Raw genomic sequence first — 12,673 nt, 5'->3', positions numbered from 1 at the left:
GCGAAAGGCTACTTTCGATATATCCGTTCAAACTAGATAGCAAAGGCTATCGACTATTGGAGAAAGCAAAATGGCTTTAATCAGTATGCGTCAACTTCTTGATCATGCAGCAGAGCATGGTTACGGCGTTCCAGCGTTCAACGTTAACAACCAAGAGCAGATGCGTGCCATCATGGAAGCGGCTGATAAAACAAACAGCCCAGTGATCGTTCAAGGCTCTGCAGGCGCACGTGCTTATGCAGGTGCACCTTTCATTCGTCATATGATTTTAGCGGCTGTTGAAGAATGGCCACATATCCCAGTTGTTATGCACCAAGACCATGGTACATCTCCAGGTGTATGTCAGCGTTCTATCCAATTAGGTTTCTCATCAGTGATGATGGATGGTTCATTAATGGAAGATGGTAAAACACCTTCTTCATATGAATACAACGTAGACGTAACACGTCGTACAGTTGAAATGGCGCATGCATGTGGTGTGTCTGTTGAGGGTGAGCTAGGTGTACTTGGTTCACTAGAAACCGGTGAAGCTGGCGAAGAAGATGGCATTGGTGCTGAAGGTAAGCTAACAGAAGATCAACTACTAACTGATCCTGAAGAAGCTGCTGACTTCGTTAAGAAAACAGGCGTAGATGCACTAGCAATCGCGTGTGGTACATCACACGGTGCTTATAAGTTCACACGTCCACCAACAGGTGACATCTTAGCAATCAACCGCATCAAAGAGATCCACGCACGTATCCCAGATACACACTTAGTTATGCACGGTTCTTCTTCTGTACCACAAGAGTGGTTAGCGGTTATCAATGAGTTTGGTGGTGAGATCCCAGAAACTTACGGTGTACCAGTTGATCAAATCGTAGAAGGCATCAAGTACGGTGTGCGTAAAGTAAACATCGATACAGACTTACGTTTAGCATCAACAGGTGCTATTCGTCGTCACCTTGCGCATAACCCGTCTAACTTTGACCCGCGTAAATTCTTAGCTGAAGCGACTAAAGCGATGACTGAGATCTGTGTGGCGCGTTATGAAGCGTTTGGCACTGCGGGTAATGCAGCGAAGATCAAACCAATTTCACTAGACGACATGCACCTGAAATATTTATCAGGTGAGCTTGATCCACAGATCAAGTAATAACCAAGTCTAGCTGATTTTATATTAAGCCCCAGTATTGGGGCTTTTTTGGATCAGTATTTTACTAATTCTTACCTAGTCAGATCTGAATTCCCGATATTGAGGATCAAGATCTTACCAACCTAAGCGATCTGGGATCGATTTCTTACTAACTTTCCGAATAACTTTTACTCAAAAAAGGCTCAAAACAGCGTATTGAGATCGAAATTTAGATCCTCAATCAAGACTTACTTGGTATAAAACTGATCTCTCAGTGCACTACTTAGTCAAAAGTTGATCTCTATTTAATCAGTGCGTATTTGCGTGATCCGATCAATTAAACTTGGATTTAGTAAACAGATGTAAAAATAGATCTGATTTAAGTACTTTTTAAATAGCAGCTTAAATAACAGGGGAATTTCTATAAATTATTGTTCTTTATGGAATAATGTATTTTGTCATTTATATGACCAGATAAATATTTCTTTTTAAGATCTGATTATTTTTTCATAAAACTGTCATACTAAGTCATAATAATGAAACCAACTTGGGTAAATCGAAGAGAACTGTGGGAATGTCACGTAAAGTACTTGTAGTTGATGATGAAGCACCAATCAGAGAAATGTTGGTTTTCGTATTGGAGCAAAATGGATTTCAGGCAATAGAGGCTGAAGATTATGATTCAGCCATGGCTGCAATGGTAGAGCCATACCCTGATATGGTTTTATTAGACTGGATGCTTCCGGGCGGCAGCGGTATTCAAATTGCTAAAAAGTTTAAGCAGAGCGAATTCACGCGTCAGATCCCAATCATCATGTTAACTGCACGCGGTGAAGAAGAAGATAAAGTAAAAGGACTTGAGGTAGGTGCAGACGACTATGTGACTAAACCTTTCTCTCCTAAAGAATTAATGGCACGTATCAAGGCGGTTATTCGTCGTGTTTCTCCAACCTCGCTTGAAGAAGCCATTGAAGTGCACGGCCTGCGTTTAGATCCTATTTCACACCGAGTTACATCGGCGGGTAATGAGTTAGACATGGGTCCAACAGAGTTCCGTTTATTACACTTCTTTATGACGCACCCTGAACGTGTTTACAGCCGTGAGCAATTATTGGATCATGTTTGGGGCACTAACGTGTATGTTGAAGATCGCACTGTTGATGTGCATATTCGACGTTTGCGTAAGGCAATTGCACCATTAGGTCACGATAGACTAGTGCAAACTGTTCGCGGTGCTGGTTACCGTTTTTCAAGTAAAATGTAAGCACTCAGCTTTGGATACACTGTATTTATGTATCGAGTAATAAATAAACAGGCGTTAGTTAAACGCCTGTTTTTGTATTTTATACCACTGGCTTTAGTGGGCGTTTTAATTGGCGCACCTTTCATCTTGCTGTTTTTAGGCGCGCTCGCGCTGTTACTTTGGCATTATCATCAACTCTACCGACTCAGTGATTGGTTGCTCAATCAGCGCAGTTTTAATCCGCCGGAAGGTGAGGGTGCGTGGGAGCAGATCTTCGAAGGGATCTATCACCTCCAACATCGTAATCGTAAAAAGCGTAATGAATTGGCTGAGTTGATCCGTCGTTTTCGTGAAGGTGCAGAAGCGGTGCCTGATGCGGTTGTGGTATTACAAACAGACTTAAGCATTATTTGGTGTAATCAGCTTGCATTGAAAGTATTAGGACTACAATGGCCAACCGATCATGGCCAACGTCTTGATAATTTGGTGCGCGATCCAAAATTTGCAAAATACATGCACAAACAAAAGTTCGATGAGCCATTAGAACTAGAGGTATCGCATAATCAAGAGCAAACCCTTGAGTTTAGGGTAATGCCTTATGCGGGCCAGCTTATGATGGTGGTACGCGACATCTCTCGGCTGAAGCAGCTAGAGCAGATGCGTAAAGACTTTGTCGCCAATGTATCCCATGAGCTTCGTACGCCGCTAACGGTGGTGACTGGCTACTTAGAAATGATGGACGAGGATAACCTGCCACCGCCATCCATGTGGGCAAAAGCACATCAGACTATGATTGAGCAATGTCATCGTATGGATAGCTTGGTCAACCAATTACTATCTCTTTCACGTATAGAAGGGGCACGCAAATACGACAATGACAAGCCAGTCAGAGTACCAGACATGTTGTCGCTCATTGCGACCGAAGCGAATTCTCTTAATAAAGATAAAGGCCATGAGATCTGTTTCGATGTTGATCCTGATCTTGATATTGTCGGTGCGCCGGATGAGTTGCGCAGTGCGTTTTCTAATTTGGTGTTTAATGCAGTGCACTACACCAAAGCAAACGGCAGCATTCATGTGCAATGGCAAATGAAAGACGACCAAGCGCACTTTTCTGTGACTGATAATGGTGATGGTATAGCCCCTGAGCATATCAATCGACTGACTGAGCGCTTTTATCGAGTTGATAAGGCAAGAAGCCGTAAAACTGGTGGATCAGGTTTAGGTTTAGCGATCACTAAACATGTTTTAACGCGTCACGATTCACATTTAGATATCAGCAGTGAAGTAGGTAAAGGTTCTTGTTTTTCTTTTGCTTTTCCAAAAACACGTATTGCTGATTATGACAGTAAATAAAACAGTGGTCATAAAATTGTCATTTTTAAGTAATTTAACTGTCATTTAATCGCTGCAAAATGAACCTCGTTAACTAATTGGGACGAACAACTGGAGAAACCCAAATGAAATTTAAAAGTTTAGTAGCTGCAATGGGTGTAGCGGTAACAACTCTTTTATCAACACCAGCATCAGCTGTAGATGAAAAATTACCTATGTATAACAAAACAAGTGGTATCTCAGGTAACTTCTCATCTGTAGGTTCTGATACGCTTGCAAACATGATGACTTTTTGGGCTGAAGAATATAAGCGTATTTACCCTAACGTAAATATCCAAATTCAAGCAGCGGGTTCTTCAACTGCGCCACCGGCATTAACTGAAGCAACTGCAAACTTCGGTCCTATGAGCCGTAAGATGAAATCTAAAGAAATCGAAGCGTTCGAAAAGCGCTACGGTTATAAGCCTACAGAAGTGCGTGTAGCAATTGATGCATTAGCAGTATTTGTACACAAAGATAACCCAATCAAAGGTCTACGTATTGACCAAGTTGATGCAATCTTCTCTTCAACACGTAAGTGTGGTGCTGACGGTGAAATCAACCGTTGGGGTGATGTGGGTCTAAACGGTGACTGGGCAGGTAAAGACGTGCAACTTTACGGTCGTAACTCAGTATCAGGTACTTATGGTTACTTCAAGAAGAAAGCACTGTGTAAAGGTGACTTCCGCAATAACGTAAACGAGCAACCAGGTTCTGCGTCAGTAGTACAGTCAATCTCTTCTTCAATCAATGCAATTGGTTACTCTGGTATTGGTTATAAGACTTCAGGTGTTCGTACTGTACCACTAGCGAAAAAAGGTGATAAGTTCGTAGATGCAACTTTAGATAATGTTTCTAAGGGCAAATACCCACTATCACGTTTCCTATACGTTTACGTGAACAAGCACCCTAACAAGCCGCTTTCACCAATCGAAGCTGAATTTATCAAGATGGTACTTTCTAAAGAAGGTCAGCAAATCGTAGAGAAAGACGGTTATGTACCACTTCCTAGCAAAGTTGCTGCTGCTGAAATGAAGAAGTTAGGTCTTCTGTAATCGAATAGATTAAAAAATAAAAAACCGCTGAAGTTCAGCGGTTTTTTTGTGTCTGATTAATACCAATTATCTTAATTAAGAATTGGTATAATATTAATTTAACGGCTTATTAAGTAAAGCTTCGGTCTCGGCCTTACAGCTGTTGTAGTCGTCAATGCACTCATTGCTACAGATCTGATGCCCTAAGGTGTTTTCTGTATGACGCTGAGCACAGTTACTTTCACACTGATAGTTTTGCTGTGCACATTGATTGAGTTCACTGCTGGTTGCCCCACAGCCTACTAACAATACAGAGACGACAATAAGCAAAGCTTTCATTTTTAATTATCCTTCTACGCAGAAACTTGTAAGTTATCGATCAGTCTCACTTTGCCTAAGAAAGCGGCCGCAAGAATAACAAACTCTTTTGTTTCAAGTGTAGCAGGTTTTAAATTGTCTTTTTCAGCAATAGCAAAGTAATCAGGTTTCAAACCTGCCTGTTCAAGTGCTTGTTTTGCTTCTAGTTCAATGGCTTCGAACGCTTTATTACCTTGCTCAAGCGATTGACCCGCATTTAACAGGGTTTGATAAAGCACTTTGGCCGTGTCTTTCTCTTGCTCAGATAAGTAACCATTTCGAGAGCTCATCGCAAGCCCTGAAATTTCACGCTGTGTTGGTACACCAATGATTTCAATTGGCATAGATAGATCTCGAACCATAGCGCGAATAACTTGCAACTGTTGAAAGTCTTTCTCACCAAAGCAAGCAAAGTCTGGCTGTACCATGTTGAACAGTTTTGTGACGACGGTTGCTACGCCTTTGAAATGACCAGGGCGCGCACCGCCGCAATAACCCATAGAAATATCAGGTACGTCTACATAGCTTTGTGCAGCCAGGCCATTTGGATACATAACATCAACGGTCGGCGTAAACACGAGCGCAGTACCAATTTCAGCAAGGCCTTGTTTGTCGGCGTCTAGTGTTCTTGGGTAGCTGTTTAAATCTTCGTTGGCACCAAATTGCATTGGATTGACGAAAATACTCACAACTACTTTATCCGCGAGCGTTTTCGCTTTTTCAACAAGTGAGAAGTGACCTTGATGCAGATTGCCCATGGTTGGCACAAATGCAATGCTTAAGCCTTGTTGACGCCAAGCCTTAATTTGGCTGCGAAGCGATTTTATTTCACTGACTGACTGCATTAGTTAAACTCGTGCTCACTACTTGGGAAGGCACCTGACTTGACGTCATCACAGTATTTTTTAACTGCATCGTGCATGTTGCCTGTTTCTGCTAAGAAGTTTTTCGAAAACTTAGGAATGTAACCTGCTGAAATACCCACAAGGTCATGCATCACTAAGATTTGGCCATCAGTGTCTTTGCCTGCACCAATACCAATCACAGGAATGTTTACAGACTCAGTGATGCGTTTAGCCAACGCCGAAGGAATGCACTCAATAACAAGTAGTTGTGCACCAGCGGCTTCTAGCGCTTGCGCGTCTGCAACCATTTTATCTGCTTGTTCAGACTCACGGCCCTGAATTTTAAAACCACCGAATACGTGAACAGATTGCGGTGTTAGACCTAAATGACCACAAACAGGTATGCCTTGCTGAGTAAGCGCACTTATGCTGTCGTGTAACCACTCACCACCTTCCAACTTCACCATGTTTGCACCCGCACGCATCAGCTGTGCAGCATTGTTGCACGCTTGCTCTACGTTGGCATAGCTCATAAATGGCATATCAGCGATCACAAACAGCTCTTTTGAACCTGCGCGAACGCACTTGGTGTGATAGGCAATATCATCAGTCGTCACAGCAAGCGTGTCATCACCGCCTTGCAAAACCATACCTAGTGAATCACCAACCAAAACAACATCAACACCTTGGTTGTGAAAAAGCTGAGAGAAACTCGCATCATAAGCCGTTAATGCGGTAATTTTTTGTTTTTCTTGTTTCATTTTAGCCAGTGTAGAGACGGTCACTTTAGCCATGTTGTTCCTCTTGGGGTTAATTTAATTCAACTCTAATGGCGATAAACCATTGAGAGGCACTTGCTGAGCAATGTCAGCCAGTGTGTTGCCATTCGGGAGCTTTAGCTCAGGTGAGACTTCTAATAGTGGATATACCACAAACTCACGTTCACATAGACCATAGTGCGGCACGGTTAAGCGCTCGGTGCTTATGGTTTGCTCGCCAAATAGCAAAATATCTAAATCTAGGGTTCTTGGGCCCCAGCGTTCATCTTTACGCTGACGACCTTGTTCAAGTTCAATACGTTGTAATTCATCAAGCAAGGCTTCTGGTGCAAGCGAGGTATTGAGTAATGCGACGGCATTAACATAATCAGGCTGGTCTTGCGGCCCCATAGGCTTAGATGAATAAAACTGTGAGACTTGTTCAAGCTCACAGTCAGCAAGTGTACTTAGGGCTTTAACTGCGTTGTGAAGTTGTGCAACAGGTGCCTCAAGGTTGGCGCCTAAACCAATATAAACCGGGATCATGCATCACCTGTTTTTTTCTTTGGCTTTCTGCGGTAACGGCGACGCGGCTTTTTGCCATCAGATTGACCTAAGTTTTTAACAAGCTCTTTTTGACCGGTGACATCTGATTTTAAGTATTCAGTCCACCAATCAGCTAACGCTTGCTGAGCGTCTTCACCACTTTCTACACGCAGTAGTAAGAAATCATAAGCGGCTTTGAAGCGAGGTTGTAGGCTTAAACGATAAGCGCGTTGGCCTGAGCGTTTGTCTAAACGCATTTGAATATGCCAGATATCACGGGCACCTAACGTAAAGCGCTTTGGTACAGACACATGCTGGGCGTTTTGACTTAAAACTTGGTTCATCGCTTGATTGAAGGCGTCAAATTCTGACATGCCTTGTTGCTCGATGATCTGCTGAGTACGTTGTTGCAGCGGGAACCAAAGTAGCGCGGCATAGACAAACGCCGGCGTGACTTTTTTATCTTGATTAATGCGCGTATCGGTATTGGCAAACATTTGCTCAATGAAGCGCGCTTCAAAACCAGTCTCACTTTGCTCTAAGATTTCATCTAGTGCAGGGAATAGCTGTTTGAATAAGCCAAACTCGCGAAGCTGAAGATAGTTTTCAACGGCTTTGCCATTTAAAAATAGTTTTAGTGTTTCTTCGAACAAGCGGGCAGGTGGAATATTGCCCAGTAAATCTGCAAGCTCATAAATAGGCTTTTTCGTGCCTGGTGCAATTTCCATGTCGAGCTTGGTTGCAAAGCGTACCGCGCGTAACATGCGCACCGGATCTTCACGGTAACGAGTTTCTGGGTCGCCAATCAATTCTATTTTACGTGCTTTGATGGCTTCTACGCCGCGAGCAAAATCGTGAATGCTAAAATCATTAATCGAGTAGTACAGAGCGTTTATAGAGAAGTCGCGACGCTGAGCGTCTTCTTCAATGGTGCCATATACATTGTCACGGAGCAGTTGACCATGTTCGCTTGATTGGCTGGTCGCATTTTTACGCTCATCGGCTTCATGATGGCCGCGCATGGTGGCGACTTCAATGATTTCACGACCAAAAACGATGTGTGCTAAGCGGAACCTGCGGCCGATCAGGCGACAATTTCTAAATAATTTTTTGATTTCTTCTGGCGTCGCATTGGTAACAACGTCGAAATCTTTTGGCTGGATCCCCATTAAAATATCACGAATACAACCACCAACGAGGTAAGCGTCATAGCCACCATCTTTCAAGCGATACAAAACTTTGATGGCATTCGGGCTAAATTGTTTGCGCGAGATACCATGCTCGGCACGAGTGATTAAAGCGGGTGTTGCCGAGGTTGTATGGTGTGCATCTGCAGAGTCTGGCTTGACCCACTTTTTGCACATGTTAATTAGCTTGGAAATAATGACCCGTCTCCTAAAACGCTCTGTTGGTAACCTATTAAATAACCTGAGCTCTGGATAATAAATCTATCTCCAGCGGTTACTTTTAACGCTAACTACGTTGAATTTACTTGCAATAGGCCAGCTATTGACGCGTAAATTCGCCTTGTTATCCCTAAAAGTTTCCGGCTGCAGACTTGAAAAAACGTTTACAAATTCAATATCTATAAATTAGTAAATCTCTTAACCACAGCTCAGCTTATATAGGTAAAATCAAAGTGGCTAATAATATACTAGCGTCACTAAAAAATTAAGCTAGGAGTAGAAATAAACTGATCTAAAAGTGGCTTTAGTGTGTCGTTATCTGGTGTAAATGTGCTTGAATTGCGACCAGTTATAGTGCGATGGTCTTTTCTAGCACTTGAGGAATAGCGGTAAGAGAAAACTGTGTGCCTGCCCACGTTAGCACTTCTTCTACATTACTGAGTTTCATATCATCAGTAACATCAAGCCCTAAAAAGCTTAATGCACGTAATAACTCCGGGATCGGATCATCGATATTGATGGCGGGGGCATGATTTTGTTTAGAGAGTTTAAAGCCAGGCTCTGTGACAGCTAAAGGTACATGGGCATACTCAGGTACTGTGTGACCGAGCTGTTTAAACAAACTAATTTGTCTTGCAGTGGGTTCTAATAAATCGGCACCGCGTACAACGCGACTGATCTTTTGCTCGATATCATCAACCACGACCACTAACTGATAGGCAAATAAGCCATCGCGGCGTTTTACAATATAGTCTTCGTCGGCCAAATCGTGAGGTACATTTACCCGACCTTGTAGTAAATCAGTAAATTGATAAACCGGATGCGTTTGCGTTAAACGAACAGCATGATCATTAAAATCAAGTGCCAGTGATTTACAATGACCTTGATACAGTCCACCCGCTTGTTTGATCATTTTACGCGTGCAGTTACAGGCGTAAAGATCGGGTTTAAGCTGTGCTAGGGTGTCTTGATACAGCGTGTGACGCTGACTTTGGTATTCGACTTGTTCGTCCCAATGCAACCCAAACTTTTCAAGCGCAGTTAAAATGGCACTATCGGCACCTTCTACAACACGTGGTGTATCAATGTCTTCCATACGCACCAGCCAAGCGCCGTGGTGTGATTTTGCGTCTAGGTAACTTGCGAGAGCGGCAACGAGAGAGCCAAAGTGTAGGGGGCCAGAAGGCGAAGGGGCAAATCGGCCTCGATAGCCCCTTGAATTGGACAATGCTTCTTTATGCATATGCCGTATTAAGCGCGGCCGATCTGTTTTTCTTTGATCTCAGCCAGCGTTTTACAGTCTACGCATAGGTCGGCAGTTGGGCGAGCTTCAAGACGGCGAATACCAATCTCAATGCCGCACGATTCACAGTAACCGAAGTCATCTTCTTCGATTAAAGTTAGTGTCTTCTCGATTTTTTTGATTAGTTTTCTTTCTCTGTCACGAGTACGTAACTCTAAAGAAAACTCTTCTTCTTGTGCCGCACGGTCAACCGGATCAGGGAAGTTTGCTGCTTCATCCTGCATATGGTTCATTGTTCGGTCTACTTCATTGCGTAGGTCTGAACGCCATGCTTCTAAAATCTTTTTGAAATGCGCACGTTGTGCGTCATTCATGTATTCTTCGCCCGGTTGTTCTTGATATGGTTCTAAACCGGCTTGAGCCAATAACCCTAATTTTTTTTGGTCTGGCATAGCATTCTCCTAAATCCTTAATATAACGGCGGCTGACGCCGGCGGCTATAAATAGCAAAATATGCTCCCCTAAGCAAACACTTTTTTGCTGTGGATTGGCTAAAATACAGCAGGTGCCAAATTAAGAGAACAACTTAATATTGGCAGCGTTATAAGGGCATGATTGATTAATTCAATAGCTGAGTACAGGAATTTTTTTATTTATTGTGATTTGCTGTGGGCTTATTTTACAGTTATAAGCGATGACTTCGACTCCCGCGTCAATGGCTTCTTTGAGTAATTTTGCATATTTATCATCTAGATGGGCCGCAGCTTTAACGGATCCTATCCCTGTGTGCATCACCATGAATAACAATACCGCTCGATGTCCTTGTTGGGTAATGTCTATTAATTCTCTTAGGTGTTTTTGACCGCGTACAGTTTGAGTATCGGGGAAGTAACCTTGTCCGTCTTCTAATAAAGTGACTGATTTTACTTCAACATAACAAAGTGGCTTGAGTTCATCTTTAAGCAAAACATCAATACGGCTATTTTCTTGCCCATATTTAACTTCGGGTTGTAATTGCGCATAGCCTTGTAATTCAGAAATAACACCTTGCTCTATGCCTTCAATCGCCAATTTGTTTGCTATAGCTGTGTTCACGCAAATAAGGTCGCCAGCAAGATTTTGGGTTAATTCTAATGAGTGGGCATATTTACGCTTAGGGTTATCACTGGTTGAATAGAAAGCCTTAAAACCCGGATCAGCGCAACCCGTCATTTTACCTGTATTGGCGCAATGAACAGTAAACTGTTTATTAGGCGTTTCTAGATCGACTAAAAAGCGTTTATAGCGTTTTATTAAAGTGGCTTGTTCGAGCTTTGGCGTGAACTTCATTGTTTAATCGCAATAGGTTGGGTGATACTCGGTGCTAGTGTACACTTAATGCCACTAATAAGCGTATAAGAGAACACAATCTATGTCTGATAAATTCATTGTTCGTATCAGTGAACAAGCACCGACAGCGCCGTGGAGTGCTGATGCATTGCTATCGTTTGATCAACTTGGTGCCATTGTTCACCTGCAGCAAAACGAAACACTTAAGTTAGTACAAAAAGCTGCGCGTAGCCTTTCTCAACAAGGTGTTAAGCAAGTGGTATTACAAGGCGACGCTTGGTGCACTGAGTCACAGTGGGCGTTCTATCAAGGTTTTGTCACAGCGAAGCAACTTGATGGTGTTGAGTTTGTTGACAATGAACAGTCAGATTTAGCTGAACTTGCAGCATTAAAAAATGCGGCAACTTGGACGCGCCAGATGATCAACGGCACGGCTGAAGATGTTTACCCTGAGAGCCTAGCTAGCAAAGCGGCTGAGTTTATCCAATCTCTAGCACCTGAACATGTGAGCTACAACATCATCAAGGGTAACGCTCTTCTAGAGCAACAGTGGATTGGTATCCACGAAGTAGGTCGTGGTAGTGAGCGCCCACCGGTATTACTTGAGCTTGATTACAACCCAACAGGTGACGAAGATGCGCCTGTAAGCGCTGCACTTGTAGGTAAGGGTATTACTTTTGATTCAGGTGGTTACTCAATCAAACCTAGCGAAGGCATGTTATCAATGAAGTGTGACATGGGTGGTGCGGCGACAGTGACTGCGGGTCTAGCGATTGCCATTCAGCGCGGCATCGATAAGCGCATCAAATTATTCTTATGCTGTGCAGAGAACTTAATCTCAGGCCATGCTTATAAGCTAGGTGATATCCTAACTTATAAAAATGGCACAACGGTTGAGATCGTAAATACGGACGCTGAAGGTCGTTTAGTTCTGGCTGATGGTTTAATGGCCGCTGGAGAAACAGGTGCGCCATTAATTATTGATGCGGCAACGCTAACGGGCGCAGCCCTGGTTGCAGTAGGGCAAGAGTACAATGCATTATTTGGTCTAGATAAAGCATTGGTGTCTGAAGTTCAGCAGTTCGCAGAAGAAGAGTTCGAAGCGGCTTGGCCACTACCACTTGAAAAGTGGCACCAAAACAACTGTCCTTCACCTTACGCTGACACTGCTAACAGCCGTGCACAAAAAGGTGGTGGTTACGGTGGCGCATCGAATGCTGCGGGTTTCTTATCGCGCTTTGTACCAAATGAAGGTCAAGGTTGGGTACACATCGATCTAGCCGCTTCATTCCAAAACAGCGCTGGTAGCTTATGGTCTGCTGGTGCGACAACATTAGGTATGCGTACTGTAGCAAGAACATTACAAGCAAAAGCGTAATCGCTATCAGCTTGAGATTCATTTAAAAAGGAGGCTTAGCCTCCTT

General features: G+C 43.2%; 13 protein-coding genes. 5 read left to right on the top strand and 8 right to left on the bottom strand.

Annotated elements, in window-relative coordinates; genetic code table 11:
- The first annotated feature begins 70 nt into the window (after positions 1 to 70).
- The 4 genes from fba (at position 71) to ACH784_RS14865 (ending at position 4,786) form a co-directional block, all read left to right on the top strand.
- Complete coding sequence (gene fba, locus ACH784_RS14880) at positions 71 to 1,135, top strand: class II fructose-bisphosphate aldolase (RefSeq protein ID WP_058028826.1); 1,065 nt, start codon at positions 71 to 73, stop codon at positions 1,133 to 1,135.
- Positions 1,136 to 1,688: 553 nt separating this feature from the next.
- Positions 1,689 to 2,378, top strand: coding sequence for a phosphate regulon transcriptional regulator PhoB (gene phoB / locus ACH784_RS14875; protein WP_058028827.1), 690 nt, complete (start codon positions 1,689 to 1,691; stop codon positions 2,376 to 2,378).
- 27 nt (positions 2,379 to 2,405) lie between these two features.
- Positions 2,406 to 3,713 (top strand): phosphate regulon sensor histidine kinase PhoR, encoded by a 1,308-nt coding sequence (gene phoR, locus ACH784_RS14870; RefSeq protein ID WP_404391492.1) that lies wholly within the window; start codon positions 2,406 to 2,408, stop codon positions 3,711 to 3,713.
- A 104-nt stretch (positions 3,714 to 3,817) separates the two neighbouring features.
- A complete protein-coding gene (locus ACH784_RS14865; RefSeq protein WP_404391490.1) occupies positions 3,818 to 4,786 on the top strand; it encodes a PstS family phosphate ABC transporter substrate-binding protein in 969 nt (322 codons plus the stop codon).
- Positions 4,787 to 4,879: 93 nt separating this feature from the next.
- Here the strand turns inward: ACH784_RS14865 and ACH784_RS14860 are convergent, their stop codons facing one another.
- From ACH784_RS14860 to sfsA, 8 genes are all read right to left on the bottom strand, one after another.
- Positions 4,880 to 5,104 carry a hypothetical protein gene (locus ACH784_RS14860; protein ID WP_138479815.1) on the bottom strand — a complete coding sequence of 75 codons (225 nt, stop codon included), beginning with the start codon at positions 5,102 to 5,104 and terminating at the stop codon, positions 4,880 to 4,882.
- 14 nt (positions 5,105 to 5,118) lie between these two features.
- The gene (gene panC / locus ACH784_RS14855) at positions 5,119 to 5,967 is read right to left on the bottom strand and encodes a pantoate--beta-alanine ligase (protein ID WP_404391488.1); all 849 of its coding nucleotides are present in this window, start codon (positions 5,965 to 5,967) and stop codon (positions 5,119 to 5,121) included.
- On the bottom strand, positions 5,967 to 6,761 hold the full coding sequence (gene panB, locus ACH784_RS14850; RefSeq protein WP_404391486.1) for a 3-methyl-2-oxobutanoate hydroxymethyltransferase: 795 nt from the start codon (positions 6,759 to 6,761) through the stop codon (positions 5,967 to 5,969). The genes panC and panB overlap by 1 nt, the downstream gene beginning before the upstream one ends.
- Positions 6,762 to 6,782: 21 nt before the next feature.
- Positions 6,783 to 7,271 (bottom strand): 2-amino-4-hydroxy-6-hydroxymethyldihydropteridine diphosphokinase, encoded by a 489-nt coding sequence (gene folK / locus ACH784_RS14845; protein WP_404391484.1) that lies wholly within the window; start codon positions 7,269 to 7,271, stop codon positions 6,783 to 6,785.
- Positions 7,268 to 8,635, bottom strand: a complete 1,368-nt coding sequence (gene pcnB / locus ACH784_RS14840; protein WP_404391482.1) for a polynucleotide adenylyltransferase PcnB — start codon at positions 8,633 to 8,635, stop codon at positions 7,268 to 7,270. Before pcnB ends, folK begins: the two co-directional genes overlap by 4 nt.
- 391 nt (positions 8,636 to 9,026) lie before the next feature.
- Positions 9,027 to 9,920, bottom strand: a complete 894-nt coding sequence (gluQRS, locus tag ACH784_RS14835) for a tRNA glutamyl-Q(34) synthetase GluQRS (RefSeq protein WP_404391480.1) — start codon at positions 9,918 to 9,920, stop codon at positions 9,027 to 9,029.
- 8 nt (positions 9,921 to 9,928) lie between these two features.
- A complete protein-coding gene (gene dksA, locus ACH784_RS14830; RefSeq protein ID WP_058028836.1) occupies positions 9,929 to 10,372 on the bottom strand; it encodes an RNA polymerase-binding protein DksA in 444 nt (147 codons plus the stop codon).
- Between the two features lie 172 nt (positions 10,373 to 10,544).
- On the bottom strand, positions 10,545 to 11,249 hold the full coding sequence (gene sfsA / locus ACH784_RS14825; RefSeq protein WP_404391478.1) for a DNA/RNA nuclease SfsA: 705 nt from the start codon (positions 11,247 to 11,249) through the stop codon (positions 10,545 to 10,547).
- 82 nt (positions 11,250 to 11,331) lie between these two features.
- On the opposite strand from sfsA, the gene pepB reads away from it, so the two are divergent.
- A complete protein-coding gene (gene pepB / locus ACH784_RS14820) occupies positions 11,332 to 12,627 on the top strand; it encodes an aminopeptidase PepB (protein ID WP_404391476.1) in 1,296 nt (431 codons plus the stop codon).
- Positions 12,628 to 12,673: the final 46 nt, after the last annotated feature.

Source organism: Pseudoalteromonas phenolica, from assembly GCF_044788725.1.
GTDB classification, from domain to species: Bacteria; Pseudomonadota; Gammaproteobacteria; order Enterobacterales; family Alteromonadaceae; genus Pseudoalteromonas; species Pseudoalteromonas phenolica_C.
This window is presented reverse-complemented; position numbering and strand designations above follow the sequence as displayed.

What these genes read in the sequence shown, in the direction of transcription:
- ACH784_RS14860 (WP_138479815.1), bottom strand. Translation starts at nt 5,104, where the DNA reads ATGAAAGCTTTGCTTATTGTCGTCTCTGTATTGTTAGTAGGCTGTGGG.
- panB (WP_404391486.1), bottom strand. Translation starts at nt 6,761, where the DNA reads ATGGCTAAAGTGACCGTCTCTACACTGGCTAAAATGAAACAAGAAAAA.
- gluQRS (WP_404391480.1), bottom strand. Translation starts at nt 9,920, where the DNA reads ATGCATAAAGAAGCATTGTCCAATTCAAGGGGCTATCGAGGCCGATTT.
- pcnB (WP_404391482.1), bottom strand. Translation starts at nt 8,635, where the DNA reads ATGTGCAAAAAGTGGGTCAAGCCAGACTCTGCAGATGCACACCATACA.
- panC (WP_404391488.1), bottom strand. Translation starts at nt 5,967, where the DNA reads ATGCAGTCAGTCAGTGAAATAAAATCGCTTCGCAGCCAAATTAAGGCT.
- dksA (WP_058028836.1), bottom strand. Translation starts at nt 10,372, where the DNA reads ATGCCAGACCAAAAAAAATTAGGGTTATTGGCTCAAGCCGGTTTAGAA.
- sfsA (WP_404391478.1), bottom strand. Translation starts at nt 11,249, where the DNA reads ATGAAGTTCACGCCAAAGCTCGAACAAGCCACTTTAATAAAACGCTAT.
- folK (WP_404391484.1), bottom strand. Translation starts at nt 7,271, where the DNA reads ATGATCCCGGTTTATATTGGTTTAGGCGCCAACCTTGAGGCACCTGTT.
- phoR (WP_404391492.1), top strand. Translation starts at nt 2,406, where the DNA reads ATGTATCGAGTAATAAATAAACAGGCGTTAGTTAAACGCCTGTTTTTG.
- pepB (WP_404391476.1), top strand. Translation starts at nt 11,332, where the DNA reads ATGTCTGATAAATTCATTGTTCGTATCAGTGAACAAGCACCGACAGCG.
- phoB (WP_058028827.1), top strand. Translation starts at nt 1,689, where the DNA reads ATGTCACGTAAAGTACTTGTAGTTGATGATGAAGCACCAATCAGAGAA.
- fba (WP_058028826.1), top strand. Translation starts at nt 71, where the DNA reads ATGGCTTTAATCAGTATGCGTCAACTTCTTGATCATGCAGCAGAGCAT.
- ACH784_RS14865 (WP_404391490.1), top strand. Translation starts at nt 3,818, where the DNA reads ATGAAATTTAAAAGTTTAGTAGCTGCAATGGGTGTAGCGGTAACAACT.